The 25,274-nt window shown below is 36.2% G+C and carries 29 protein-coding genes and 1 riboswitch; of the genes, 17 read left to right on the forward strand and 12 right to left on the reverse strand.

The window, feature by feature from the left end; genetic code table 11:
• Positions 1–106 precede the first annotated feature (106 nt).
• The 4 genes from M030_RS0106815 to dnaA all read right to left on the reverse strand — a co-directional run bounded on the left by M030_RS0106815 (position 107) and on the right by dnaA (position 3,315).
• Complete coding sequence (locus tag M030_RS0106815; protein ID WP_027372811.1) at positions 107–805, reverse strand: SAM-dependent methyltransferase; 699 nt, start codon at positions 803–805, stop codon at positions 107–109.
• 4 nt (positions 806–809) lie between these two features.
• A complete protein-coding gene (locus M030_RS0106820; RefSeq protein WP_034722218.1) occupies positions 810–1,307 on the reverse strand; it encodes a DUF4440 domain-containing protein in 498 nt (165 codons plus the stop codon).
• Between the two features lie 2 nt (positions 1,308–1,309).
• The gene (locus tag M030_RS0106825) at positions 1,310–1,762 is read right to left on the reverse strand and encodes a low molecular weight protein-tyrosine-phosphatase (RefSeq protein WP_027372813.1); all 453 of its coding nucleotides are present in this window, start codon (positions 1,760–1,762) and stop codon (positions 1,310–1,312) included.
• 98 nt (positions 1,763–1,860) lie between these two features.
• Positions 1,861–3,315 carry a chromosomal replication initiator protein DnaA gene (gene dnaA, locus M030_RS0106830; protein WP_027372814.1) on the reverse strand — a complete coding sequence of 485 codons (1,455 nt, stop codon included), beginning with the start codon at positions 3,313–3,315 and terminating at the stop codon, positions 1,861–1,863.
• 135 nt (positions 3,316–3,450) lie between these two features.
• Here dnaA and M030_RS0106835 point away from each other — a divergent pair, with 135 nt between their 5' ends.
• The 5 genes from M030_RS0106835 (at position 3,451) to M030_RS0106855 (ending at position 8,775) form a co-directional block, all read left to right on the forward strand.
• Complete coding sequence (locus M030_RS0106835) at positions 3,451–3,879, forward strand: acyl-CoA thioesterase (protein WP_034722220.1); 429 nt, start codon at positions 3,451–3,453, stop codon at positions 3,877–3,879.
• A 169-nt stretch (positions 3,880–4,048) separates the two neighbouring features.
• Positions 4,049–4,897, forward strand: coding sequence for a prephenate dehydratase (pheA, locus tag M030_RS0106840; RefSeq protein ID WP_027372816.1), 849 nt, complete (start codon positions 4,049–4,051; stop codon positions 4,895–4,897).
• Between the two features lie 314 nt (positions 4,898–5,211).
• Positions 5,212–5,919 (forward strand): hypothetical protein, encoded by a 708-nt coding sequence (locus tag M030_RS0106845; protein ID WP_027372817.1) that lies wholly within the window; start codon positions 5,212–5,214, stop codon positions 5,917–5,919.
• Between the two features lie 103 nt (positions 5,920–6,022).
• On the forward strand, positions 6,023–8,245 hold the full coding sequence (locus M030_RS0106850; RefSeq protein ID WP_027372818.1) for a DUF2339 domain-containing protein: 2,223 nt from the start codon (positions 6,023–6,025) through the stop codon (positions 8,243–8,245).
• 113 nt (positions 8,246–8,358) lie between these two features.
• A complete protein-coding gene (locus M030_RS0106855; protein WP_027372819.1) occupies positions 8,359–8,775 on the forward strand; it encodes a hypothetical protein in 417 nt (138 codons plus the stop codon).
• A gap of 54 nt (positions 8,776–8,829) precedes the next feature.
• On the opposite strand, the gene M030_RS0106860 is transcribed toward M030_RS0106855, so the two are convergent.
• Positions 8,830–10,107, reverse strand: a complete 1,278-nt coding sequence (locus M030_RS0106860; RefSeq protein WP_027372820.1) for a replication-associated recombination protein A — start codon at positions 10,105–10,107, stop codon at positions 8,830–8,832.
• A 103-nt stretch (positions 10,108–10,210) separates the two neighbouring features.
• On the opposite strand from M030_RS0106860, the gene yidD reads away from it, so the two are divergent.
• Positions 10,211–10,459: a membrane protein insertion efficiency factor YidD gene (yidD, locus tag M030_RS0106865; protein ID WP_027372821.1), complete on the forward strand. Its 249-nt coding sequence runs from the start codon at positions 10,211–10,213 to the stop codon at positions 10,457–10,459.
• 445 nt (positions 10,460–10,904) lie between these two features.
• The gene (gene lgt / locus M030_RS23835) at positions 10,905–11,753 is read left to right on the forward strand and encodes a prolipoprotein diacylglyceryl transferase (protein WP_034722268.1); all 849 of its coding nucleotides are present in this window, start codon (positions 10,905–10,907) and stop codon (positions 11,751–11,753) included.
• A gap of 82 nt (positions 11,754–11,835) precedes the next feature.
• Here the strand turns inward: lgt and M030_RS0106875 are convergent, their stop codons facing one another.
• Positions 11,836–13,353, reverse strand: a complete 1,518-nt coding sequence (locus tag M030_RS0106875; protein WP_027372823.1) for a bifunctional ADP-dependent NAD(P)H-hydrate dehydratase/NAD(P)H-hydrate epimerase — start codon at positions 13,351–13,353, stop codon at positions 11,836–11,838.
• A gap of 219 nt (positions 13,354–13,572) precedes the next feature.
• Between M030_RS0106875 and mscL the strand changes: the two genes are divergently transcribed.
• The gene (gene mscL / locus M030_RS0106880) at positions 13,573–13,953 is read left to right on the forward strand and encodes a large conductance mechanosensitive channel protein MscL (protein WP_027372824.1); all 381 of its coding nucleotides are present in this window, start codon (positions 13,573–13,575) and stop codon (positions 13,951–13,953) included.
• Positions 13,954–14,412: 459 nt separating this feature from the next.
• Here the strand turns inward: mscL and M030_RS0106890 are convergent, their stop codons facing one another.
• Together M030_RS0106890 and M030_RS0106895 are read right to left on the reverse strand one after the other, a co-directional pair.
• Positions 14,413–15,375: a D-2-hydroxyacid dehydrogenase gene (locus tag M030_RS0106890; RefSeq protein ID WP_027372826.1), complete on the reverse strand. Its 963-nt coding sequence runs from the start codon at positions 15,373–15,375 to the stop codon at positions 14,413–14,415.
• A gap of 82 nt (positions 15,376–15,457) precedes the next feature.
• Positions 15,458–15,868 (reverse strand): phosphoheptose isomerase, encoded by a 411-nt coding sequence (locus M030_RS0106895; protein ID WP_027372827.1) that lies wholly within the window; start codon positions 15,866–15,868, stop codon positions 15,458–15,460.
• Positions 15,869–16,203: 335 nt separating this feature from the next.
• On the opposite strand from M030_RS0106895, the gene idi reads away from it, so the two are divergent.
• Genes idi through gcvT form a run of 3 tightly spaced genes read left to right on the forward strand, consistent with a single transcriptional unit; the run spans position 16,204 to position 18,272 of the window.
• On the forward strand, positions 16,204–16,713 hold the full coding sequence (idi, locus tag M030_RS0106900) for an isopentenyl-diphosphate Delta-isomerase (RefSeq protein ID WP_027372828.1): 510 nt from the start codon (positions 16,204–16,206) through the stop codon (positions 16,711–16,713).
• Positions 16,714–16,715: 2 nt separating this feature from the next.
• The gene (locus M030_RS0106905; RefSeq protein WP_034722224.1) at positions 16,716–17,186 is read left to right on the forward strand and encodes a hypothetical protein; all 471 of its coding nucleotides are present in this window, start codon (positions 16,716–16,718) and stop codon (positions 17,184–17,186) included.
• A 9-nt stretch (positions 17,187–17,195) separates the two neighbouring features.
• Positions 17,196–18,272, forward strand: coding sequence for a glycine cleavage system aminomethyltransferase GcvT (gene gcvT / locus M030_RS0106910; protein ID WP_027372830.1), 1,077 nt, complete (start codon positions 17,196–17,198; stop codon positions 18,270–18,272).
• Between the two features lie 112 nt (positions 18,273–18,384).
• On the opposite strand, the gene M030_RS25455 is transcribed toward gcvT, so the two are convergent.
• From M030_RS25455 to M030_RS0106920, 3 genes are all read right to left on the reverse strand, one after another.
• A complete protein-coding gene (locus tag M030_RS25455; RefSeq protein WP_123840990.1) occupies positions 18,385–18,567 on the reverse strand; it encodes a hypothetical protein in 183 nt (60 codons plus the stop codon).
• Positions 18,568–18,702: 135 nt separating this feature from the next.
• Complete coding sequence (locus M030_RS0106915) at positions 18,703–19,152, reverse strand: hypothetical protein (protein WP_123861930.1); 450 nt, start codon at positions 19,150–19,152, stop codon at positions 18,703–18,705.
• Between the two features lie 41 nt (positions 19,153–19,193).
• The gene (locus M030_RS0106920) at positions 19,194–19,547 is read right to left on the reverse strand and encodes an arsenate reductase family protein (RefSeq protein ID WP_027372832.1); all 354 of its coding nucleotides are present in this window, start codon (positions 19,545–19,547) and stop codon (positions 19,194–19,196) included.
• A gap of 120 nt (positions 19,548–19,667) precedes the next feature.
• Between M030_RS0106920 and M030_RS0106925 the strand changes: the two genes are divergently transcribed.
• The 6 genes from M030_RS0106925 to M030_RS0106950 all read left to right on the forward strand — a co-directional run bounded on the left by M030_RS0106925 (position 19,668) and on the right by M030_RS0106950 (position 24,756).
• Positions 19,668–20,135 (forward strand): acyl-CoA thioesterase, encoded by a 468-nt coding sequence (locus M030_RS0106925; protein WP_027372833.1) that lies wholly within the window; start codon positions 19,668–19,670, stop codon positions 20,133–20,135.
• Positions 20,136–20,175: 40 nt separating this feature from the next.
• Positions 20,176–21,015, forward strand: coding sequence for a GLPGLI family protein (locus M030_RS0106930; RefSeq protein ID WP_081806299.1), 840 nt, complete (start codon positions 20,176–20,178; stop codon positions 21,013–21,015).
• 149 nt (positions 21,016–21,164) lie between these two features.
• Positions 21,165–21,232, forward strand: a riboswitch (Fluoride riboswitch).
• Positions 21,233–21,262: 30 nt separating this feature from the next.
• Complete coding sequence (locus M030_RS0106940; RefSeq protein ID WP_027372835.1) at positions 21,263–22,570, forward strand: voltage-gated chloride channel family protein; 1,308 nt, start codon at positions 21,263–21,265, stop codon at positions 22,568–22,570.
• A 75-nt stretch (positions 22,571–22,645) separates the two neighbouring features.
• Positions 22,646–22,843, forward strand: a complete 198-nt coding sequence (locus tag M030_RS25860; protein WP_228375190.1) for a LysR family transcriptional regulator — start codon at positions 22,646–22,648, stop codon at positions 22,841–22,843.
• Positions 22,836–23,522 (forward strand): LysR substrate-binding domain-containing protein, encoded by a 687-nt coding sequence (locus tag M030_RS23840; RefSeq protein ID WP_228375191.1) that lies wholly within the window; start codon positions 22,836–22,838, stop codon positions 23,520–23,522. The genes M030_RS25860 and M030_RS23840 overlap by 8 nt, the downstream gene beginning before the upstream one ends.
• A gap of 298 nt (positions 23,523–23,820) precedes the next feature.
• Positions 23,821–24,756 carry a YeiH family protein gene (locus M030_RS0106950; RefSeq protein WP_027372836.1) on the forward strand — a complete coding sequence of 312 codons (936 nt, stop codon included), beginning with the start codon at positions 23,821–23,823 and terminating at the stop codon, positions 24,754–24,756.
• A 77-nt stretch (positions 24,757–24,833) separates the two neighbouring features.
• Here M030_RS0106950 and M030_RS0106955 read toward each other — a convergent pair whose 3' ends face one another.
• Positions 24,834–25,016 carry a hypothetical protein gene (locus M030_RS0106955; RefSeq protein ID WP_027372837.1) on the reverse strand — a complete coding sequence of 61 codons (183 nt, stop codon included), beginning with the start codon at positions 25,014–25,016 and terminating at the stop codon, positions 24,834–24,836.
• Between the last annotated feature and the right edge of the window lie 258 nt (positions 25,017–25,274).

The raw sequence follows: 25,274 nt of genomic DNA on the forward strand, positions 1-25,274 counted from the left end.
CATTTATCACCAAATATGGAAATATTATAAGATTGAGTTAAAAACTCCTGTTTAGGAATAAAAAAACTCCCGTACTCTGAAGGTATCAGATCTACGGGAGTTTAGTTTATTTTCCAAGCACAAAAACAGCAGGGATTTTATGTAGTTCAGGCTTTTGTTTCTGCCATTCTTTGATCGTTTTTGTTTTGATAAATTCATGTTCCGGATCATTAATATTCGCAGCGATACAGAGCTTTGTATTGGGTGGTAAAAACTTACAAAGATCATCAAAAAGCGCATTATTCCGGTAAGGAGTTTCCATAAAAATCTGTGAGTATCCTGTTTTCTGAACTAAGCTTTCCAAATGAAGAATCTGCTTCTTTTTTTCTCCTTTATCAATCGGAAGATATCCATGGAAGGTAAATTCCTGACCGTTGAAGCCACTGGAAATCAAAGCCAGGATTATAGAGGAAGGCCCTGAAATAGGAATTACCCGGATGTTTTTCTCGTGACACCATTTTACCATCAGATTGCCCGGATCTGCGATACAAGGCAACCCTGCTTCTGATAATAGTCCGAAGTCCTGCCCTTTCAGCATCAGCTCCTGAGCCTCTTTGATATCGTTGTTTTCAGTATATTTATCCAGTAAGAACAGCTTCAAATCCGCCTGTTTTTTTTCCGGAGCAAAGAACTTAACGACCTTTCTGGCTGTTTTTTCATTTTCCACAAAGAAGTAATCGGTTTGCATGATATACTCTTGTATTACAGGAGCAAAATGAGTGATAGAAGTGTTTTCTGATAAATAAGCAGGGAGTAAAAAAAGCATTGTTTTATTTTTTTGTTCTTTCGTTTAAAGAGGGTTGCGGAAAGTACTTCTCCAGATCCATGGAAAAAGTGACAGAGGTAATCTTCCAGACTCCGTTGATTTTCATCAACGTCCAGATTTCTTTTCCCCAGTTTTCCATTGTACCGTTATACCAAAAACTGTAATCGAAATTGGCAGAAGCTATAGCCCCATCTTCAATAATTTTAATATTGTCAAATTTTTCTTCAGACTTGTTATCTTTAAAACCTTTGATAAAGGCTTTATAATCATCGGCAAAGTAATGTTCTGCCTTAGGATTTTTTTCCAGACGTTTAGCCTGCGTTCTGTCTTTATAAATTCCGGTCCAGAGTACAGGATCCTGAAATAAAGACAGATACCTTGTTTCATCTTTGGTTTTAATACATTCCATAAAGTCATCCATTACTTTACGGATCTCTTTTTCATCTTTTGTTTGCGCAAAGGAGAAACTAAAGCATACTAAGAAAAACAGAAGTGTTTTCATGATTATGAGGTTATAATTTGGTTTCTGATGGCATGACACCCCTTATCCAAAAGTTGGAAAACCTCTTCAAAATTTCTCATATCACCCCAATACGGATCAGGAACTTCAGCGTTTTTATGGTCACCGAGTGCTTCCAAAAATAAGGAAACCTTTTGTCTTTCTTCCTCATTTTTAGTTTTAGAAATCACATCTTCAAGGACGTCAATATCCATACAGTAGATTTTATCAAAAGTTTCAAAATCTTTCCGGATAATGGGTCTTGATCTTTGTCTGGAAATATCAATATCATGATTGGCGGCAGTTTTAATGGCCCTCTTGTCAGGATGTTCTCCCTCATGCATGGAAATAGTTCCGGCAGAGTCTACCTCAAAACCTTCAGGCAATTTGGTTTTCATAATGCCTTCTGCCAAAGGACTTCGGCAAATATTTCCTAAACAGACCATCAAAATTCTCATGATTGTATGATTGCAAAATTTATATTCTATAGACAAAACTAAATAAAAAATGAAGAATACCAGTATTCTCCATTTTAATTTATTTTTTGATCCAGAATCTATTGTTTGATTCTTTCTGTAAGATCTTTAACGTATTTCTTGATTTCTTTATCAATTTTTGATACATCTTTGATGGTATCACAAGCATACATTACTGTTGAGTGATCCTTCCCTCCCATTTCTTCACCAATTTTAGTAAATGTGGAATTGGTAAATTCTTTAGAGAAGTACATTGCAAGTTGTCTTGGTAAAGCTATCTCCCTTTTTCTTGTCTTTGATAAAAGCTGTTCTTTTTTGATTCCAAAATAGTCGCATACCACTTCCTGAATATAAGGAATATTGATGACCTTTTTCTGGTTGGCTGCAATTCTGTTGATGGTTTCTTTTAATAACTCAAGACTCAGGTCTCTCTTATATACTGTAGAATATGCAATCACGGAGTTGATTACCCCTATAAGTTCTCTTACATTAGTTTTTGCTTCTGCCGCAAGGAAATCCAACATATCTCCAGGAAGAACAATTCCGTCTCTGCTTAATTTGTCTTCAATAATCTGTCTTCTTGTCGATAAATCAGGAGATTTTATTTCTGCGGAAAGTCCCCATTTGAATCGGGATACAATCCTGTCCTGAATATCCATAATATCAGCAGGAGCTTTATCCGAGGTAAGGATAATCTGTTTTCCGTTTTGATGCAGGTGATCAAAAATATGGAAGAAACTGTCCTGTGTTGCAGATTTTCCTGATAAGAACTGAATATCATCGATGATCAGTACATCCACCATTTGGTAGAAATTGGCAAATTCTGTTTGCTTATGAGCTTTTGCAGCTGAAATAAACTGCTGAATAAATTTTTCTGAAGACAGATAAAGAACCACTTTATCCGGGAACTGGTTTTTTACTTCAAGACCAACTGCCTGACCCAAGTGAGTTTTTCCTACTCCATAACCTCCGTACAGAAATAAAGGGTTAAATGCAGTGGCACCAGGTCTTTTGGCAATAGATCTTGCTACTGTAGCTGCAAATTTATTGCTTTCCCCTTCTACATAACTATCGAATGAATAATCAGGTTTAAGATTAGAATCGATGTTTACTTTTCTTATTCCAGGTACAACAAAAGGATTTACAATATTAGCGGAAAAGCCCTGCGGCATTGTTTCCTGTGTTTTAGGAGTAGGAACACTTTGTCCCTTCATATTCATGGTAACCGGTTTTTCTTCACCTTTTGGTCTGTTTTCCATTACGGAATACCATAATTTAACTCCTTTTCCAACATTTTTTTTCAGGGCAGCAGAAAGTAAGGACAGGTAATTGTCCTCGATATATTCCTTGTAAAAATCACTCGGCACGATCAATGTAAGGTTATTGGCTACTAATGAAAGCGGCTGAACCTTATCAAATAACATATCGAAAGATTTCTCAAGTTTTTTTAGATCAGAATTATCTTCAGCTGCGTTGAGGTTATCACGCATAAACTGAAGGCACTTCTGCCATATCATCATTAAATTGTCATCCATTTTTATGCCCCGATTATTCTTTGTTTGTACTGTTTTTAGAAGGAAGACAAAGGTCCAATTTTTTCTTTTCAAAAAAAAATATTGCAGGTATTGATTATTTAAAAATATATTTGTATGTATAATTTAACACATAAAATGATACACACAACACACTCAATACGAGTACGTTACGGAGAAACGGATCCTATGAAATATGTATACTATGGCAACTATGCCGAATACTTCGAAGTAGGAAGAGTTGAGCTCTTCAGAAGCATAGGAATTTCATACAATGAAATTGAAAACCAAGGAATTTGGCTACCTGTTTCAGACTATAAAATTAAATATTTACGCCCTGCCTTGTACGATCAGAAATTAGAAATTCATACGTATATCAAAAAAATTCCGGGGGTAAAAATTGAATTTGAGTATGAGATCTACAACGAAGAGCATATTAAAATCACAGAGGCTTCCACCACTTTATTCTTCCTTGATGCCAACACCAATAAGATCATTAAATGTCCTGATTTTCTGATGAAGTTTATTGAAGATAACTGGCAAGAGATAGAGGACATCAAAAACTAGGAAAATTACCGCCTATAATTGATTATACGATCCCACTGTTTACCGTTTATTATTAAATATGGATCCGGAAGGAAGAAAAGCCCTGAAAGCCCGGTTTTTCTTCGTTGAACTTTAAACTTTAATTCGCACCTTTGCTTTTTAATTATAACAACACCCTATATATTTATTTATGAAGATTGCATTTTTGGGGCCTCACGCCAGTTTTACCCAACTTGCCGCAGCACAGCTCTTCCCGGATAATGAGCTTATGCCACAGGCCAGTATTCTGGATTGTTTCAATGCTGTGGAAAACGGAGAAGCAATAAAAGCAGTAGTTCCTTTAGAAAACTCTATAGAAGGCACTGTTTCCATGACCCTTGATTATCTGTATAAGACACCGTCTATTAAAATTCAGGCAGAAGCAGTAATGCCTATCGCCCACCACCTGATGATCCATCCGGAAAACGCTATTGAAGATATGGAGAGAATATATTCTCATCCGCAAGCGCTGGCACAGAGCTTCCATTTTCTGGATACCCACTACAAAGGGGTTCCCAAACAGGATTTCTCTTCTACCGCCGCTGCAGCAAAATACGTTTCTGAAAATCCGGATCTTCAAATAGCAGCAGTAGCCAATCAATTTGCGGCCAATTTATATGGGTTGAAAATTATCAACCGTAATATTCAGGATTTTGAACAAAACCACACCCGGTTTATCATTATCTCAAAAGAACCCGGTACTTATGACAATAATAAACTGGAGATATTAGGTGAGAAATCAGGGATGTTGATTACCATGCCGGAGGATCATCCGGGAGGCTTGCATCAGGTTTTATCTGTTTTTGCCTGGAGGAAAATGAACCTGAGCAAAATTGAATCCAGAACATTGAAGACCGGTCTGGGTAATTATTTCTTCTTTATCAATGTAGTAGGCTCATGGGAGGAAGTACTGCATGGTAATGCTTTAAAAGAACTTGAGTCTATTCATGCTGAAGTGGATTTTTTAGGCAATTACAAAGAATTCCTTCTGGAGAGCTGATATTTTTACCTCTAAACAGGATCATCAATCAGCGATAATCTTTTGTAAATCCATCACCTAACAAGTGATGGATATTTTTTTTAAAAAAAATTAATTCAATACTATAGGATATATGTTTTTTTTATACCTTTAACCCATTATTTAAAATTAAAAAAAAATAAACAGTAATCACATTATGGAACATCTTAGGGTAAAATATAAACATATGTTTAAGTTATCAATATCATATTAATGTTAAAATTGAAAATATAATAATATTAAATATTTTTTTTTATTATCTTTATACCTAAGAAACTAATTAAAAAAATCTGATCATGAAAACTAAAATCTACAGTCTACTTTTAGCATTCGCAAGTTTCCCTGTGTTTTCACAAGTTGGGATTAACACTTCAACTCCAGCAGCAACACTTGATGTCAACGGAACATTAATTGTGCGTGATACTCCACAAGCTACAGCATTACCCGGTTTTCAACTCCTGGCAAGCAATCTTGGGAATGATGAGGTTTTCATCATGGATCCGCAAATTGTAATAGCAGCTTCTAACACCAACACCTCAGTTTTTGCAGCCAAAAAAACTACGGGGATCAGTCTTTTAAGCCTTGGTCTTTTTCCTTCCGGATTTAGAGCTGTTAATTTCTTAGCCGCAGAAAGAACAATCGGATCAGCTTCATTATTCAGTGACACAGACAATACGTACACAATTCCTTCAACAGGAGTATATGCGATAGGTTTCTCTTTCCGTTATGGAACTGGGCTTCAGGCATCATTATTAGCAAACAATCCCGGAGTGGGAATTGTAAGAACCAGAGCCGGTGTCGCTACTATAATCGATAGCCGTCCGTTCAGTGGAGCCAACCTTGTACTTTTAAGTTTAACCATCTCGGACAGCTCTCTTAGCTCTGTATATTCATTTCAGGCAGGAGATAAAATCTCATTCGGATTGACAGGGTCTACGGCATTGGATGTAGGACTACTTGGATCCAGTACCTCATCTTTCTATATTTATAAAATATCCAACTAAAACATATTGTTAGTTATCTATATCGTTAACCCATCACTGTCTCTGTGATGGGTTAATTTTTTCTCCCATTTCAAATTTCTTTATATTTGATAAAAACTATACAATGAATGAACTTCTTGCTGTCATAGTAATCGTGGTGATTATTATCATCTTCAATAATCTGAATAACAAGATCCGAAAACTTGAAAAAAAGGTCTCAGACCTCAATGCCAAGATTACAAAACCTTTAGTACAGACAGAAATACCAAAGCAAGAAGCCCTTCAGGCAGAAACGCCACTACCAACACAATCCGCTTATCAGGAAGAAGCACAGCAGCATAAAATCCGGGAAGCTGATCCTCTCCCAACTCAAAAAGATTGGCTTAGCCCGGTATTTGACTTTCTAAAACAGAATGCACTTACTATTATCGGTATCTTCACGCTTGTACTTGGGATAGGATATTTTGTAAAATACGCGATTGATAAAAACTGGATCGGGGAAACCGCAAGAGCAGGAATAGGTTTTTGTACCGCCGCAGCCATTATTCTTACGGGACATTTTCTCAGAAAAAGTTATACCACTTTTGCCTCTATCATTACAGGGGGCGGGATTGCCGTGCTGTACTTTACCATTACAATAGCATTCCGCGAATACCATCTTTTTTCCCAGAATATAGCTTTTGCCATTACTATCCTTATCACAGTCATCTCTATCCTTCTCTCCTATTATTATAAAAGTGAGGTATTGATTATTTTCTCATTAATAGGAGGTTTTTCTGCTCCTTTAATGATCAGTACAGGACAAAGTAACTATCTTTTCCTGTTTATCTATCTAAGTCTCCTTAATGTAGGAATGCTCACCACCGCCTTTCTGAAAAACTGGAAAAGTGTAGGATGGACAGCTTATGTCTTTACCACCCTTTATCTCCTTTACTGGACTTCAGAAAAACCGGAACTCCTAAGCATTGTTTTTTATATGATCAGTTATGTTATTTTCTACATTTTTGCGCTGCACGATTACATAAGGAAAAATATACTTTCAACCTGGGATATTTTAATGCTTGCTTTAATTAATTTTACAAGTATTATAGGATTGTTCTATACTTTTAACGAATTAAAATACGAGCCGGTTATTATTTTCCCACTTGTTTTTGCCATCATTAATACCATTCTTTTGTTCAGAGAATACGGGAAAAAATATTTTGGAATTCCTTTTTCAGTATTTGCAGGTATCAGCGTCAGTCTTATTACCATTGCTATTGCTCTTCAGTTTAAAACCCATCTTATTACCAGTGTCTGGGCCATTGAAGCTACTCTACTTCTTTTTATCTGGAAGAGAACCGGACATACAATTTTTAAAACCTGTTTTTATATTCTTTTTCCACTGGTTATTATCGCCCAGGTCATCACATGGAGTGAATATTTTTATAGCAGACATCTCAGCATTATAGTAAATCCGGTATTTTTAACAAGCCTGGTTACTGTTGTTTCAGCAATTACCAATTTATATCTGTTAAAAAACACCCGCAAAGAAACTCCGTCAGAAAACAATACTTTTTTTGAAGATCTTATCAGCGTTGTTAGTTACGGAATGATCTATACCGCCTTATTGCTGGAAATCATTTACCATATTCATAGCATGCCCTGGGCTGCTGTTGTCAATGTAGCTTTGTTATTCAGTCTTTACTATATTTTTATATTATTGGTTTTCAGAAGAAAGCTCAATATTAATGTTACTTTTCAGAATGCATTAATTTACCTGTTCCTGGTATTGTTAATCATTACCATATCAGTTTCTACTTCATCTGTAGTGACAGCTGTTTTATCAAAAGAACTCGATTCAAGGTTCTATTTACTTCATCTTCTGCAATGGATACCATTTATATATCTATGCTTTACCGTGATTCCCGATTCAGATTTTCACAAAAACAAAATATCTTACTGGGTTTTATCTCTAGCATTCATTACGGCTGTAAGCTGCGAGCTCCATCATGCCTATGTTCTCAATACCTCCCATAATCTGACACAGTATTTCGAAGTACAAAAGCATTTCAATATTTTATATTTACCTATTATATGGACGATTCTTGCCAGCGTACTCATCTACACAGGGTTAAAAAAGAACAGTAAGGAATATAATAAAATCGGGTTTGCTTTAATAGCCCTTATGGTTTTAAAACTTTACACCTATGATGTGTGGCAGATGGATAATATTTCGAGAATCAGTGCATTCATTGTATTAGGTATTATATTGTTGGTGAGTTCATTTACTTTTCAGCGTTTTAAAAATTTAATCAGAAATATGGTTGAACAAAAGAATAAAAATGAAGAAGAAACTGACGTATAATGAAGCTAAAAGCCGTTATTTATAAACAAAATTTAAAACATTGTAATATTTAATTCAAATTTTACAAAAAATAACTATATTTATCTCGTTTTTAACAGCTATATATTCTGATTATGAAAAAATTACTCTATTCTTTTTTAATACTGTCATCTGCAACATTATTTGCTCAACAGAAATTTGCAGTTGCTGATAACGCTATTGGGACAGTAAATCTGTTCAATTCAAAAAAATCTGTGCTGCAGGTTTCAAAAACTTACACGGCAGCCAATCTTCCGGCAGATCTGAAAAAATACAGTTCTATTTTTACGAAAGGAGTTACCGAATATAAATTCAAAAACGGAGAAAATGTAATGGACAGAATGTCCCTTGCTGAAATCAATACACAATATGGGGTTGCAAAAGATACTCCCGTATTTATGGGTGAACATGAATTTAGCGACACCAGTACAATGGTATATCCCCAAATCATCGACAATGGGGAAGTAAAAGATTACAACGGAAAGAAAACGTTATTCATAACCCTGAAATAAATAAGATCTCAATCATATAAAAAAGGACACTGAAACACAGTATCCTTTTTTCTTTTAATATTTATTTCCCCATTTTTTCTTAAGTTCCTCATAAATCTTCTTTTCCGTAGAGTTTTTTCCGGGCTGATAGAGTTTGGCATTTTTAATTTCTTCAGGTAAAAAGTCCTGTTCTACAAAACTCCCTTCATAGGAATGAGCATATTTATACTCTTTGCCATAATCCAGATCTTTCATCAATTTGGTAGGGGCATTTCTTAAATGAAGCGGTACAGGAAGGTTTCCTGTTTGTTTTACCAAAGCTAATGCCTCATTAATGGCCATGTATGTTGAATTGCTTTTAGGGGAAACCGCAAGATAGACAGCCGTTTCACTTAATATAATTCTGGACTCGGGATTCCCGATCACATTGACAGCCTGAAAACAATTGTTGGCCATGACTAAAGCATTGGGATTGGCCAATCCGATATCTTCAGCAGCCAGAATAAGCATTCTTCGCGCAATAAACTTTATATCCTCGCCTCCGGCAATCATTCTCGCCAGCCAATAAACCGCCCCATTAGGATCTCCACCCCTCATAGACTTAATAAAAGCTGAAATAATATCATAATGCTGTTCTCCATTTTTATCATACAGTGCCATCGTCTCCTGAAGCACTTCAAGAACATTCGCATTGGTAATTTCCCGGATATCCGAGTTCTTATATTGATTCAAAACCAGTTCTACAGCATTAATCAGTTTCCTTCCGTCCCCTCCGGAATACTGAATAAAAGCTTCTTTTTCTATAATTTTAAAATCAGTTCCTTCATCTTTATTGTACCTTTCCGAAGCAATATCAATAAGTTCTTCCAGCTTATCATAGCTCAGCGCCTTTAAAATATACACCTGACTTCGGGACAATAATGCGGAAACCACCTCAAAACTCGGGTTTTCCGTGGTAGCTCCTATCAGGACAATCCAGCCTTTCTCAACGGCATGCAGCAGAGAATCCTGCTGGGATTTATTAAAACGGTGGATTTCATCGATAAATAGAATTGGTGATTTTCCCGAAAACAGATTTTGTTTCTTGGCATCATCAATCACATCCCTCACATCTTTTACCCCTGAAGAAACAGCCGAAAGCTTATAAAACTTTCTGCCTGATTTTTCAGAAATAATTTCTGCCAGCGTGGTTTTTCCTGTTCCCGGCGGCCCCCAAAGAATCAGGGAATTAAGGGTGTTATTTTCGATCATTTTCCTGATCGTTCCTTTCTCTCCGGTAAGATGCTCCTGCCCCAGTACATCATCCAGGGTTTTGGGTCTTAATTTTTCAGCTAATGGAATATTATGATTCAAGGTAATGCTATTTTTTTGAGATAAATACTTCAGCTTTCTGATCGCTGAAACTTCTAACAAAATTAAACTAATTTTCATTTTTTTACCCTATTTTTGCATTGTTTTGAAACTTACATTCAATAAAATCATTACATTCCCGCTGGTAATTCTGATAAAATTTTACCAATGGTTTATCTCGCCATTACTTCCCAGAAATTGCCGTTATCAGCCTACCTGCTCCCATTATATGATCGAAGCACTTCAGGTTCATGGCATATTCAAAGGATTCTGGATGGGGTTCAGAAGAATTTTAAGTTGTCACCCATGGGGAGGAAGCGGCTACGATCCTGTTCCCCCTAAACATAAACATTAAAAACAAACTATTAAATTAATAGAAAATGAGTACTATTTTTTTCAGAATTTATCTTGTCATATTTGCATTGGTCACTCAGTTCTTTTTTGCTCAGCAATATTCTGAGGGGCTATCGGATGGCTCATTAAAAGTCAACGGAAATAATGTTCCTGTAAAGATCTATTCTACTACAGAACTGGGCGATCTCAGTGCTTTTCCTGACAGAGCGATCAACAATAATATCCTTGTTATCCTCAATGAATCAAATTTTGAGCCTGCTTATTACAATTACGGAGCCTCTACTTTAGCAAGATTCAGAGATTCTAAGTATCAGTTTTTTGATAAGAATTTTAAAATGATTGATACCGATATTACCAAAGATAATATTACCACATTCAAATACGCTGTAAAATCGGCAAAACCAATTTCAGCTTCTGACAAAGTAGAACTTGAAACACCTTTCAAAATATGGGATCCGTCTAAAGGTATTCAGCTCGGACCTGTTACCCTTCACTTTTACAGCCTGATGTTTGTATTCGCTTTTGGTTTCGGATATCTTTTAATGACCAAAATTTTTAAAATAGATAATGTCAACCAGAAATACCTTGAGCCGCTTTTTACATGGACCCTGATAGGAACTATCCTTGGAGCAAGATTAGGCCACGTTATTTTTTATCAGCCGGAATTGTTTAAAGAAGACTTCTGGAGTGTATTTTTACCCATCAGTACGAAAAACGGACTGAAATTCACTGGATTTTCAGGTTTAGCAAGTCATGGAGCAACGATTGCGCTTATTTTCACGACGCTCTATTATTCGTTCAAAATCATTAAGAAAAATCCATTCTGGGTATATGACAGATTAGGTATCGTGGTTGCCCTGGGTGGCGCATTTGTAAGAATGGGTAACTTTTTCAATTCTGAAATTGTAGGTAAGCCTGCAGATCCTAATTCTCCGTTTGCATTACTTTTCCCTCAGCAAAGCAGTGAATACGGGGTTACCGTACCACGTTACCCAAGCCAGTTATTTGAAGCGGTAGGCTATGTTGCCTTATTCATTTTATTATGGGTTTTGTATAGAAAAACAGATAAAAAATATCAGCAAGGCTGGTTATTCGGGCTCTTCTTTATTATTCTCTGGGCAATCAGATTCTTTGTAGAATTCCTGAAAGAACCTCAGGGAGATGAATTCATCCAGATCGGAAGCCTGAATACGGGACAAGTTCTTTCTATCCCGTTCATGATAGCCGGAGTTATCATTATGATTGTTTCCAAAAAATTTAAGATCACTCAGGCGGAAAACGAAAAACCTGAATAAGATAAAATATTAATTCAACCATAGAAAAGGCAAATTTGCATACCAGCAAATTTGCCTTTTTTACTTATTTTTTGCTCAATACTTATAAATTTTTCGTCACTTCTTTATTCAGCAAGGCAAAAACATTCCCCAACTCATTAATTACATCGGTAGGAAGCATAGATTCTTTTGAATACTTTTCCGCTGCAAAGTCAGCAGCTTTCCCGTGCAGCCATACACCGAGAATACAAGTGTGTTCTTCAGAATATCCTTGCGCACGAAGAGCTGTCAGAATGCCGGTAAGAACATCTCCGCTACCGCCTTTGGCCAATCCTGCATTTCCTGTTACATTATAGAACACATCTCCCTGAGGAGTAATAATCTGGGTATGATGGTCTTTTAAAACTATATAAATTTGCAGCTCTTTTGATTTTTCTCTGGCTAATTCTAACCGTGCAAAAGAATTGTCTGTTTTTCCAAAAAGTCTTTCAAACTCTTTCGGATGCGGGGTAATAATAGATTTTTCCGGGATTAATGTAAGGTTTTTCGGATCCCGGGAAATCATATTCAGAGCATCGGCATCCAAAACCAAAGGGAATTGATAGTTTTTTAAAAACTTCAGAAATCCTTTTTTAGTATCAGGATGGTTGCCTAAACCCGGCCCTATTCCACAAAATGTATCTTTATCAACTTCAAAATATTCAATCGTATCTTCTCCGCCTTTGATAAACATAGCTTCAGGGCAGGATGTCTGCAGGATATCATATCCGCATTGGGGAGCAAGGGTAAAAGTGAGCCCTGCTCCTGTTTTCAAAGCTGATTTTGTAGCCAGTACCGCAGCTCCCATTTTTCCATAGCTTCCGGCAATGATCGTAGCTTTTCCGTAACTTCCCTTATGCGAAAAATCTTTTCTGGGCCGGAAAACAGATTCAATAAGAGGATCATCAACCACCTGATATCCCGTTTTCGTTATCTGCGCATATTCTTTGTGTAGATCGATATCAAGAATGATCACTTTTCCTGTATACTCACCAGCCTCGGGATGAAGAAAACTTCTTTTCCAGGACTGAAAGCTTAAAGTATAATCTGCTTTTACAATGGAAGCATCAGTTTCACTTATTGCATCAGATAAAAGACCAGAAGGAAGATCTATTGCTATTTTATTATTCTTTTTTACGTTCAGCTGATCAACTATTTTTTGATACTCACCTTCCAGAGGCCTGGATAATCCGGTACCGAACAGTGCATCAACAATAATCGTTTTATCATCAAAATAATAGGAATTAATATCTTTAAACTGTTTCACACTGATTCCCGAAATATCCCTCAGCCTTCTAAGATTGACTGAAGCATTCTCCGAAAACTTTCCCTTAGGGTTTTGTACAAAAACATCTATGTCAAAACCTTTTTGATATAATATCCTTGCAGTGGCCAATCCATCGCCGCCATTGTTACCGTTACCACAAAAAACCACCAGCTTTTTGTGATTTTTACAGTTCTCCGAGATCCAGTTGGCAATCGCCAATGAGGCTCTTTCCATTAACTGAATAGAGGAAACAGGTTCATTCATAATGGTAAATTCATCCCATTTCTTTATTTGTTCTGCTGTAAATATTTTCATTGCTTGTTGAGGACTTTTAAACCAGTTAGTAAAGATCTTAATTATACGGCTACATCCATATTAAATAATAGAACATGATAAAGGGTTGTTTTCATGAAAACAACATACCTAAATTTAAGACAAAATTCAACATTTGTAGAATAAAAAACGGTAAAAAGTAATGTTTTTTACATTTTTTAATTATATTTTTGTGTAAATACAATTAAAAAAATATAAATTATGGGATTTGTTAAGGAATTTAAAGAGTTTGCCTTTAAAGGCAATGTGCTTGATCTGGCTGTCGGTGTGATCATCGGAGCAGCCTTCGGTAAGATTGTTACCTCTCTGGTAGAAGATGTTGTGACTCCTCTGCTTTTGAACCCGGCGTTAAAAGCTGCAGGCGCAGAAAATATTTCTAAACTTACATGGAACGGTGTAGCCTACGGAAATTTCCTTTCTGCAGTGATCAGCTTTCTGTGTATTGCTATGGTTCTTTTCTGGATCATCAAAGGAGCAAACAAAATCATCAAGAAAGAAGCTCCTGCTCCGGCCGGACCTACTGACGATCAAAAGTTGTTGGCAGAAATCAGAGATATTCTGAAAAGCAAAAACAATATATAATACAACACCAATGCCTGTTACCGGCATTTATATAGTATTACCGGAAAAGTTTTTACTTCTCCGGTTTTTTTATGCTTTGAAACAAAAGAATCAAATACCTTTTACACTTCCTCAACTTGTAAATACCGCAACGAAAACAAGTTATTTATTACAAAAAAGACAATTTAAATCTCATCATATTGATATATTTGAAACAATAACATTAAATTCACGATACTATCAAAAAGATAAAATATATTAAATTACCGCTTAGTCCCTGCTAATTTCAGCTACGAATACAAATTTCAGGACTGGACCCATAACGGATCAAACGGAAATGCTTTTTATGCGATTTTTACATTCATTATTGCAAAAAACAACACCCCTATAAATTCGCCTGTCATTACAGATTAATGGTATGTCTATCTTCTGCAATGTGTAAAAAAAGCTGTCTCAATAATGGAACAGCTTTATCATATTTTAATTATGAATCTGTAAAATACTTGAAATCTGCTCTGCCAGAGAAAGACCGATCCGATCCTGGGCTTCAAGTGTGGATGCACCTGTATGAGGCGTCAGAGAGATTTTAGAGTGGTTTAAAATTTCTTTCGAAGGTGTAGGTTCGTTGATGAAAACATCAAGTCCCGCAAATTTTACTTTGCCTGAATCCAATGCTTCGATCAAAGCTGCTTCATCAATTACTCCTCCTCTTGAACAGTTAACGATCGCCACACCATCTTTCATGATGTCAAATTCATTTTTACCGATCATGTATCCGTCTTTCTGAGCCGGAACGTGCAAGGTGATAAAATCTGAATGCTTCAAAACATCCTGTAAAGGTTCAGTTTCTATATCTACGTTGATAAACTGATTATTGTAGAACTTTACTTTAATGCTGGCCCTACCAACATTATTGTCAGCAGCAATCACTCTCATCCCGAGTCCCAGAGCAATTCTGGCTACCTCCTGCCCGATTCTCCCCATACCTACGATACCAATCGTCTTTCCTCTTAGTTCAATACCGGCGGCATATGCTTTTTTAAGTCCTGCGAATTCAGTATCCCCCACCAAAGGCATTTTTCTGTTAGAGTCCTGAAGAAACCTTGCTCCTGAAAATAAGTGGGCAAAAACAAGCTCGGCAACCGATTCTGATGACGCAGATGGTGTATTGATCACATGAATTCCTTTTTCTCTTGCATAATCTACATCGATATTATCCATTCCGACACCGCCTCTTCCGATAATTTCAATAGAGGGACATCCGTCAATAATATCTTTCCTTACTTTCGTTGCACTCCTTACCAATAAAGTACGGATTTTGTGCTCGTTGATATAATCCACTAAAAACTCCTGTGGAACTTTTGTTGTAATAACTTCAAAGCCTTTTTCTTGTAATGCATCAATTCCGGATTGATCCAGGCCGTCGTTTGCTAAAATCTTCATAAATACTCGTATATTAAAAAGTAAAAAGATTTAAAAATTAAAGTATACACCACATTTAATCTTTAAATCTCTCAGTTATATTTTATTCTCCGTCTTCTTTGAAAACTTCAATAGTCACTTGTTTTTCTACCAAATCTGTAAATCTACCTTTATATCGTGTAGCTCTTACAAGGTGATTATCTATCCAGTGATAATTTCCCCCTCTTGGCTTCCCGCAGAGTACGCTATGGTATTTGAACCCATGTTTATCCAGCCAGTCAATTGTAATTTGTTTTAGATTTTCGGTTCTAGATGTGAAGAAACAGATCTGGTGTCCTTCATCATACCACTTATTAACGGTAGCCAATGCATCGGGATAAGGTTCACAGGTAACCATTCTTTCCGGTTCTTCATTGGGAACGTCATCTGTAATGGTTCCGTCTATGTCTATTAAGTAATTTTTAACTCCGTCCTTAAGAATAGGACTTAAATGCTCTATGTATTCTAATTCCATCCGTTAACATTAAGTAACAAAGTTAAGGCTTTTGAATATATCAGACAGATTAATCTTAGTTTATATTAAAATTATACTATAAAAACTTGTATTTAAAGAATAATATAAACATTTTATTCGTTTTTTTATTGGTTTTGATTAAAAATTTTCGTTTTCGGGGTTTAATTGATGAATAAAATGGTCAGTAGCGGATCTTCAAGGAAGTTCAATCATTTATTGGTATAGAGTTCAACAAATATTCAGAATGCTGCTTTATTTTTGCCTTTCACCCAGCAAAAACATGATGTTTATCTAAAAATTTCCAAAATACATTTATTACACTTACATTTGTAGGAATGGAAGAATTTGTAGTTTTAGTAAACCCTGAAGATGAAGTCTTGGGTCTGATGGAAAAACAACAGGCACATATCAATGGCTTGTTGCACCGTGCTTTCTCCGTGTTTCTCTTCAACAGTAAAGGTGAAATGCTTCTTCAGAAAAGAGCTTCAGGAAAATACCATTCTCCCAATCAATGGACCAATGCTGTATGTTCACATCCGAGAGAAGAAGAAACTTATCTTGAAGGCGCTACCCGCAGGCTGAAAGAGGAACTGGGAATTGAAGCCGAGCTTACGGAAAAATTCAATTTCATTTACAAAGCAGATGTTGGAGGAGGTCTTTGGGAACATGAGCTTGACCATGTATTTGTGGGGAATCATGAATCTGATTTTAATTTAAATAAAGAAGAGGTAGAAGAAGTACGATTTATTTCTCTTACCGATTTGGATAAAGAAATAGCCGAAACTCCGGAAAACTTCACGGAATGGTTCAAAATTATCCTTGAAGAATACAAACACCATTTTTAACGATGAAAAAAATATTCCTTGTAACCGCTTTTCTGACGGGATGTCTGTTTTTTGCTCAAAAGGCACAGGTATATGATAGCCCGAATTACTCCATCAATATTCCGCAAGGCTGGAGATCTACCAATGACAGTGATATTGTCAATATTTTTCCGACTAATGAAATCGGGGCCATTACGATTTCGGAATACCATGATCTGGCACTTCCTAAGGAAGAAATGAAGAAATTCATTCTCGCTCTCTATAAATCAGAAGAGCCCGAAAATAAGGTAAAAGAAAACAGAAGCAAGAAAGGATATACAGAATATTTTTACGAGTATTTTGATGAAAAAGAAAAACTATTCTGGATTACCAGGGCTTTCCAAAGGGAAAAAGACCTGTATCTGGTGAGCATCAATTGCGGTCAGAAATTCTGGAACGGAAACTATATGACTCTGTTTAACGAGACTTTTAACAGTTTTAAAATAAAGAAATAAAAAGTAAATATGAAGAAAACAGCCTTGTACGACAAACATGCTTCTCTGGGAGCTAAGATCGTACCTTTCGCAGGTTTTGAAATGCCTGTACAATATTCAGGAGTTACGGAAGAACATTTTGCAGTAAGAGAGAAAGCAGGATTGTTTGATGTATCACACATGGGACAATTTTTCATCGAAGGACCGGGTTCAAAAGACCTTTTACAATTGGTGACTACCAATAATGTTGATGCTCTTGAAAATGGAAAAGCTCAGTATTCTTGTCTTCCGAACGAAAACGGAGGAATTGTGGACGACCTTATCGTTTACAAAATGGATGATGATAAGTATTTCGTGGTTGTGAATGCTTCCAATATTGAAAAAGACTGGAATCATATTTCAAAATATAACACTTTCGGGGCGAAAATGACCAATGCTTCTGACGATATGTCTTTATTGGCAATCCAGGGCCCTAAGGCTACGGAAATTCTTCAGAAACTTACCGATGTGAATCTTTCGGAAATTCCTTACTACCATTTTACAGTGGGAAGCGTTGCCGGAGTGAATGACGTGATCATCTCCAATACAGGTTACACCGGAAGCGGAGGTTTTGAGATCTATTTTAACAATGAAAGCGCTGAAAAACTGTGGGATGAAATTCTGAAAGCAGGTGAGGAAGAAGGGATTATTCCTTGCGGACTGGCAGCTAGAGATACTTTAAGGTTAGAAAAAGGGTTCTGCCTTTACGGTAATGATATTGATGATACAACGTCTCCCATTGAAGCAGGTCTGGGATGGATCACTAAATTTGATAAAGATTTTGTGTCTAAAGATATTTTTGCAAAACAAAAAGAAGAAGGAGTGACCAGAAAATTGGTTGGATTCGAATTACAGGACAAAGGAGTACCAAGACATGACTACCCTGTTGTAGATGCTGAAGGTAATGTGATCGGGAAAGTAACTTCGGGAACACAGTCTCCGATGAAAAAAATAGGATTAGGTCTTGCTTATGTGGACAAACCTCACTTCAAATTAGGCTCTGAAATCTTTATCCAGGTAAGAAACAAAAACATTCCTGCAAAAGTAGTGAAAGCTCCTTTTGTGTAATGGTTTATTTTCTATATAGAAAAAGGATGTTCTTCGATAAGAACATCCTTTTTTATGATAAGGACCGCAGGGTCCACAAAAGGCAATACTATTCTACCTTATATCCTGATAATTAATAGCAGATACAACAGACGGATCTGTCTGAATTGCAAACATCTCCTATTCCCGGTCTTGTTGAAACAACCCCACCACCGGGACATAGGACGTTGCACGGATTCAGGGGACCAATTCCTCCGTTAATTTGTTTTAATTCTGATCTTCTCAGAATTCTTGTTTTTAGAAACTGTGTTTTCATAGTTTTGTTTTTGGTAGTTACAAATATAGGAATTCAAACTCAAGACACCAATATACAAACTGCAAATCAACAACTTACAAAAAAAGTAATAAAAACGCTACAGATATTCTGTAGCGCTTGTCTGTTCTGGTTTGCTTATCTATATACTAAAATATTTCTTACAATTTTAGATCCGTAAAACTGCCTTTCAGGTTGCGAGAAATAAAACTTGTTCCTTTGATTATTAAAGTTAACAGTTTTAAAAGGCAATTCCGTTTCCCATGTAATCAGCATTTTTGTCTCATTCATGACAGGATAATTAATATCAGAAAATCTAAACAAAGATTTTGTAACCACAGTACTATCCATTGAATTCGGAACGCTCCAAATTGTTTGCGGCTGCAGCTTTTTCATTTTTGATAACAAATAAGAAAAGTTTTTGCCTATATATTCTGCTTTATTCGCTTCAAAAGTTTTGAGGTAGCCCAATGTATCCAGGGCTTTATTATTCTCAACCCGTTTTGGAGATTTCATTACGGCTTTATTCTGAGCATTGCCATAAATGTTCAAAAACAAAGAGATGATAATAATTGCTCTACTAATCAATTTTTCAGCTTTTTAAAAAATGAAATCCTAACATGGAAGATTTACTTACCATTAAAAAACTCCTGCAATGCCTCTACATTCTTCTTGTCATTGCCAACAAATATTTCTTTGTCAGTTAGAAAAACCGGTCTTTTCAAAAAAGTATAATGGTCTGATAATAGTTCTTTAAAATCCTTTTCAGTTAAAGCTTTTACATCTAACCCTCTTACCTTGATCTGAGTTGATTTTTTACTGAATAAAGCTACATATGATTTTGTTTTCTTATACATTTCTGCAAGCTCTTCTTTTGTGACCGGCTCTTTTTTGATTTCACGAAGTTCCCAGTCTGTAAGGTCAAATTGTGCTAAAATTCTTCTGCAGGTATCACATGTGTTGAGATAGAATACTTTCTTCATTACAATTTCTAAGTCTTTTATTGTGTTAAAAATTCTCGTTAATACGTTTCGTCTTTCAAAAGTAGGATTTAATCTAAAACTTTAAAAATTATTAAATAACTTTATTCAAATTTTATAAAGATGGAGAACAAACCAATTACTTTTCAGTTTATTTCAGAGCCTTCAGACGTTAACTACGGAGGAAATGTACATGGAGGAAGTGTAATGAAATGGATTGATCAGGCAGGATATGCCTGTGCTACGACATGGAGCGGAAATTATTCAGTAACGGTGTATGTAGGAGGAATCCGCTTTTATGAACCGATTAAAATCGGAGAAGTAGTAAAAGTAGATGCTCAGGTTATTTATACCGGAACATCAAGTATGCATATTGCCATCAATGTGTTTTCAAGAAACCTTAAGCAGCCTACATTTGATAAAAAGACACACTGCATTATTGTATTTGTTGCCGTAGATGAAAACGGCAAAAAACTTCCTGTTCCGAAATGGGTTCCAACCACAGAAGAAGAAAAACAGCAGGAAATGTATGCCAAACGCCTGATGGAGCTGAGAACACAGATTGAGGATGAAATGAAGCCTTTTTTATAACATCTCAACTTCGAAAACTTACACCATTCACATTCATAAGATGAAAAATAGTTTCTCAATCTTTGCTTTGCTGATGATCGCTTTCATCCACGCACAGACTAATAGATTTATCTACGAGTTGCAATACAAAATGGACTCTACAGATATGATGCCTGAAAAATTGAATATGGTATTAGACATCGGCCCTAAAGAAGTGAAATTTTATGGTCAGAACCTGGCGATTACCGATTCTTTGAACAAAAAATTCGGGATGAATTCCGAGTATACTGATATGTCTGGTCAGATCGTCAAAAGAAAAATCAATTCTTTTGATCACGAAAATTACATCAATATAAAACGGGGATACTATACTTTTAAAACAACCGATAAGATCAGTTGGAATATTTCTGATGAAACTAAGAAAGCAGAACATTATAACCTGCAAAAAGCAACAGCAAATTTCGGAGGAAGAAGCTGGACGGCCTGGTTCTGTAAAGATATTCCTTTTAATGAAGGCCCGTTTAAATTTCGCGGACTTCCCGGTTTAATTTTTGAATTATCAGATACAAAGAAAAATTTCATCTACAATCTCATTAAAAGCCAGAAACTTCCCCAGAGCTATTCCACAGAATCTTTCGTGGAATCTAACTTCGGAAATAAAGCCATTCCTATTAACGAAAAACAAAAGCATAAGCTGATGATGGAATTCTATAATGACCCTTTCGCCTACGAAAGAAATAACTTCAGCAAAACAGATAATGATTTAAAAATCAATATCAACGGAAAAGAAATACATAATGTTGATGAGCTGAATACACAAACGAAAAGTATGCAGGAGGTGATCAGAAAATATAACAATCCCCTTGAAATCGATAAGGCTATACATTACCCGATATATTAAAAACTTGCTTCATTTCTAAGCTTGGGCTAAAGCCCACCTCTATTGATATTGATATCCGTATGGATAATAGTGGTGTAACGGCAAGATCTTTTATCTTTTATCTTTTATCTTTTATCTTTTATCTTTTTATCTTAATTCATATATTTGCAGTACCAAAAGGAAATGGTGTTCTTCCTTACCCAACCGCTTTACAGAAGCTGATGACGCCTGATTGAGAGATTATTAACAATAACTAATCAGGATTATTATGTCAAAACATCAACGGACACTTGGTAAAAAAGCAGTTTTTCACACTTATTTTTTCTTCAGGAAATTTCCGGCACTGCCCCATATTTTTAAATGGCTGCTGATCAGTACTATTATCGGGGTATTGGTAGGAACAGCTTCTGCAGGATTTTTGCAATCTCTGGAATGGGCTACCCGGTTCAGAGAAAATCATATCTGGCTGGTTGCCTTGCTTCCTGTCGCCGGTTTTCTCATCGGACTTTTATATTATTATTGGGGAAAAGATGTAGAAGCGGGGAATAACCTTCTGATCGATACCATTCATGATCCCCAGCGTATTATTCCATTGAAAATGGCGCCTTTTGTCTATCTTGGAACCATTGCCACTCATTTTTTTGGAGGTTCGGCAGGTCGTGAAGGTACCGCTCTTCAAATGGCCGGTGCTATTGCTGACCAACTGACAAAACCGTTTAAACTTGACAGAAACGAAAGAAAAGTATTAATTATTTCCGCCATTGCTGCAGGTTTTGGCTCTGTTTTCGGAACTCCGCTCGCAGGAGCTGTGTTCGGACTTGAAGTTTTTCTGATCGGAAGAATACGATACACTGCCATTTTTCCTGCTTTTGCTTCGGCTATTCTCGCAGATTGGATCACGAATCTCTGGAATGTGACACATACACATTACCATATCGATCTTATTCCAAAACCTGAGTTTTTACCTATTGTTTACAGTATCCTGGCAGGAATTGTATTTGGAATCTGCGCAGCAGCGTTCAGTAAAATTATTCATTGGGCGGGTGCTATTTTCAAGTCTAAGATTACATATCCTCCTCTACGGCCTGTTGTTGGAGGAACGATCATCACTTTAGCGGTTCTGATCATGGGAACGACCCGATATATCGGATTAGGGGTTCCGATTATTGTGGAATCATTCGAAAAGCAGCTTCCATTATATGATTTCGCCTTAAAGATGATCTTTACCATTATCACACTTTCAGCAGGATTTAAAGGAGGGGAAGTCACACCTTTATTCTTTATCGGAGCTACTTTAGGCAGCGCATTATCATTATTTATTCCACTTCCTTTCGGTCTGCTGGCGGGAATGGGCTTTGTTGCTGTATTTGCCGGAGCCACCAATACTCCTTTGGCCTGTATGCTAATGGGGATAGAATTATTTGGAGCCGAATGCGGTGTTTATGTAGCTATCGCCTGTGTTGTTTCTTATCTTCTTTCGGGGCACAACAGTATTTACACTAAACAAAAAATTGGAGAAGCCAAGAACCGCAGATATGAAAGTCAGCAGGACAGGTCTATTTCTGATTTCTTATAGTTTTTTTGCTGGTTGATGGTTATCCCTAGAGTATCGTGTCTCCCTATTTCCAACTATAATCCGTACTTTTGCGTTATGTTCGATTACAGATTAAAAGTCTTCCATACAGTAGCATCAAGGCTAAGTTTTACAAAAGCATCAGAAGAGCTTCATATTTCACAACCGGCTGTTACAAAGCACATCAAAGAAATTGAAACTCAGCTGGGAGCCAAGCTATTTGACCGTAAGGGAACTTCTATTCAGCTGACACAAAGCGGAAAAAATATTGCATGAATATGCTGAAAAAATACGGAATATTTACCGCGATCTGGAGTTTCAGATCAGCCAGGTTAATCAACAACATAAGGGAAAATTGATTATCGGAGCCAGTACAACGGTTGCACAATATATCCTTCCTGAAATCCTGGCCAAGTTCAATACTTATTATAAAGATATAAAGATCGAACTTCTTACCGGAAATACCGAAGCTATTTCTGCTCTTCTGAAGGAAGAAAAAATTGATTTGGGAATCATAGAAGGCGAATCACAATCTGCCTACTTCGACTATAAAACCTTTAAGGCAGATGAGATTGTGCTTGCCGCAAAAGCCAGTCATCCACTTGCGCACAAAACTTTACAGACCAAAGACCTGTATGATATTGATATGATTTTCCGGGAGCAAGGTTCGGGAACATTGGAGTTTATCCAAAACAGGTTAAGAGAAAAAGGAATTAACATCAGTGAATTAAAAACAGTCATACAGCTTGGAAGCAGTGAAAGTATCAAAAATTACCTGCTTTACTCAGACTGCATGGCCTTTCTTTCCATCAGTACGATTCTCACCGAATTAAAGAATAATATCCTGACTGTTGTTGATATTAAAAATTTCAGCATCGAAAGAAATTTTCATTTTATCCTTCCCAAGGGTGACCAGTCCGAACTGATAGCTCTATTTTTAAAGTTTGCGGAATAACTCCGATATTTTTCAGATTTTGGCTAAAGCCAGGTGAATGTATTTAATTTATTTGGGTGGCAGACTAAAGCTCACCTCTATTAATATTGATATCCGTATGGATAGTAGTTGTATAACGGCAATATCTTTTATCTTTTATCTTTTATCTTTTATCTTTTATCTTTTATCTTTTATCTTTTATCTTTTATCTTTTATCTTTTATCTTTTATTATAACTTATAGTTATCCAATATAACAAAATACAATTTACTTTGTGATAATATATTGCCGAATTTTGACCCATCATTAAAGTTCGCAATATGAAAGATCTCATTCAAAATGAAGTTGTACGAAAAGCCGTTTTTATCATACTGGCTATTTTATGTCTTACTCCCTTTATATCATCTCCAATAGCCCTGGTTCTTGGTTTTGGTCTGGCTGTCTTTATAGGAAATCCTTTTGAAAAACATTTGCATCAATATATTCATCTGCTGTTGCAGATTTCAATTGTCGGATTGGGTTTCGGACTAAAACTTGATGAGGCCCTGCATGCAGGAAAAACCGGATTGATGTTAACTGTTGTCAGTATTGTCAGCGTAATGCTTTTGGGATTCATCCTTGGAAAAGTTTTTAAGCTTGAAAGGCCTTTATCATATCTGTTATCAGCCGGAACTGCTATTTGTGGCGGGAGTGCCATCGCAGCAGTTTCTCCTATCATTAAGCCAAGTACCAAACAGATTTCACTGGCTTTAGCTATTGTTTTTACCCTAAACTCTATCGCCTTGTTTATTTACCCGGCTATCGGCCACCTTTTGAACCTTTCCCAGGAACAGTTTGGTCTCTGGTGTGCTGTGGGCATTCATGATACCAGTTCTGTAGTAGGTGCAGCCGGCAAGTATGGAGATGAGGCGTTGAAAGTGGCCACTACCGTAAAATTAGCCCGTGCTTTATGGATTATTCCGGTTTCATTGATCACGATGTTTATTTTCAAGAACAAAGAATCAAAAGTAAAAATTCCATGGTTTATCGGATATTTTATAGTGGCCATTCTGCTGAATACTTATTTTCCTGTTCTTGACGCTTTCAGTACTTCGATCACTGCTGTGGCTAAATCCGGTTTAAATCTTACTTTATTTTTCATTGGCTCTACCCTTTCCATCCAAACCTTGAAAACAATAGGATGTAAACCTTTATTAACCGCTGTACTGCTTTGGGTCAGTATAAGTATTGGCAGCTTACTTTATATCATCCATTAAAAGCAGCGGAACCCTTTTATCATCAAAAGGGTTCCGCTTATTAAATGTGGAAATGTTTATTTCATGTAAATGTTTTCTTATATTTCACCACAAGTATATACCTGAGGGCAGCCAATATATTGAACACAATACCATGGACCTGTCACAGACCCTGAGCAGCTGCATCCGCAAAGAGATAAATCAGGATTTCCGATTACTCCTCCGGAGATATTTTTAAGATCTGCTTTTCTTAATTTTTTAGCATTTTTAATACTATTCATGTGATTTAGTTTTAATTAAACAATATAGTTTTAGTTACTTCCCAAAGTTAAACAAATATTAAATATTCGCAACATATTTTCATAAAAATTTTAATAAAAACCTGATTTTTAAATTATTAAAATATAAAAAACAAGGAATACACATTATTTATTAATTAAACAACTTAAAAATAGCGCCATATTCAAAAGGTATGATCACCAATTAAATGACGAATATCGCGAATAATCTCATTTCAATAAAAAAATTAAACCCTCTCA

The sequence above is a fragment of the Chryseobacterium sp. UNC8MFCol genome, assembly GCF_000482305.1.
Lineage (GTDB): Bacteria > Bacteroidota > Bacteroidia > Flavobacteriales > Weeksellaceae > Chryseobacterium > Chryseobacterium indologenes.

Bases quoted from the DNA above. Each gene is read 5' to 3' on its own strand.
- M030_RS0106955 (WP_027372837.1), bottom strand. From the start codon at position 25,016: ATGAATAGTATTAAAAATGCTAAAAAATTAAGAAAAGCAGATCTTAAA.
- M030_RS0106825 (WP_027372813.1), bottom strand. From the start codon at position 1,762: ATGAGAATTTTGATGGTCTGTTTAGGAAATATTTGCCGAAGTCCTTTG.
- M030_RS0106815 (WP_027372811.1), bottom strand. From the start codon at position 805: ATGCTTTTTTTACTCCCTGCTTATTTATCAGAAAACACTTCTATCACT.
- pheA (WP_027372816.1), top strand. From the start codon at position 4,049: ATGAAGATTGCATTTTTGGGGCCTCACGCCAGTTTTACCCAACTTGCC.
- M030_RS25860 (WP_228375190.1), top strand. From the start codon at position 22,646: ATGTTCGATTACAGATTAAAAGTCTTCCATACAGTAGCATCAAGGCTA.
- mscL (WP_027372824.1), top strand. From the start codon at position 13,573: ATGGGATTTGTTAAGGAATTTAAAGAGTTTGCCTTTAAAGGCAATGTG.
- M030_RS0106890 (WP_027372826.1), bottom strand. From the start codon at position 15,375: ATGAAGATTTTAGCAAACGACGGCCTGGATCAATCCGGAATTGATGCA.
- M030_RS0106920 (WP_027372832.1), bottom strand. From the start codon at position 19,547: ATGAAGAAAGTATTCTATCTCAACACATGTGATACCTGCAGAAGAATT.
- dnaA (WP_027372814.1), bottom strand. From the start codon at position 3,315: ATGGATGACAATTTAATGATGATATGGCAGAAGTGCCTTCAGTTTATG.
- M030_RS0106820 (WP_034722218.1), bottom strand. From the start codon at position 1,307: ATGAAAACACTTCTGTTTTTCTTAGTATGCTTTAGTTTCTCCTTTGCG.
- M030_RS0106835 (WP_034722220.1), top strand. From the start codon at position 3,451: ATGATACACACAACACACTCAATACGAGTACGTTACGGAGAAACGGAT.
- M030_RS0106925 (WP_027372833.1), top strand. From the start codon at position 19,668: ATGGAGAACAAACCAATTACTTTTCAGTTTATTTCAGAGCCTTCAGAC.
- M030_RS0106855 (WP_027372819.1), top strand. From the start codon at position 8,359: ATGAAAAAATTACTCTATTCTTTTTTAATACTGTCATCTGCAACATTA.
- M030_RS0106930 (WP_081806299.1), top strand. From the start codon at position 20,176: ATGAAAAATAGTTTCTCAATCTTTGCTTTGCTGATGATCGCTTTCATC.
- M030_RS0106895 (WP_027372827.1), bottom strand. From the start codon at position 15,868: ATGGAATTAGAATACATAGAGCATTTAAGTCCTATTCTTAAGGACGGA.
- M030_RS0106875 (WP_027372823.1), bottom strand. From the start codon at position 13,353: ATGAAAATATTTACAGCAGAACAAATAAAGAAATGGGATGAATTTACC.
- M030_RS0106845 (WP_027372817.1), top strand. From the start codon at position 5,212: ATGAAAACTAAAATCTACAGTCTACTTTTAGCATTCGCAAGTTTCCCT.
- idi (WP_027372828.1), top strand. From the start codon at position 16,204: ATGGAAGAATTTGTAGTTTTAGTAAACCCTGAAGATGAAGTCTTGGGT.
- M030_RS25455 (WP_123840990.1), bottom strand. From the start codon at position 18,567: ATGAAAACACAGTTTCTAAAAACAAGAATTCTGAGAAGATCAGAATTA.
- M030_RS0106905 (WP_034722224.1), top strand. From the start codon at position 16,716: ATGAAAAAAATATTCCTTGTAACCGCTTTTCTGACGGGATGTCTGTTT.
- M030_RS0106850 (WP_027372818.1), top strand. From the start codon at position 6,023: ATGAATGAACTTCTTGCTGTCATAGTAATCGTGGTGATTATTATCATC.
- gcvT (WP_027372830.1), top strand. From the start codon at position 17,196: ATGAAGAAAACAGCCTTGTACGACAAACATGCTTCTCTGGGAGCTAAG.
- M030_RS0106940 (WP_027372835.1), top strand. From the start codon at position 21,263: ATGTCAAAACATCAACGGACACTTGGTAAAAAAGCAGTTTTTCACACT.
- M030_RS0106950 (WP_027372836.1), top strand. From the start codon at position 23,821: ATGAAAGATCTCATTCAAAATGAAGTTGTACGAAAAGCCGTTTTTATC.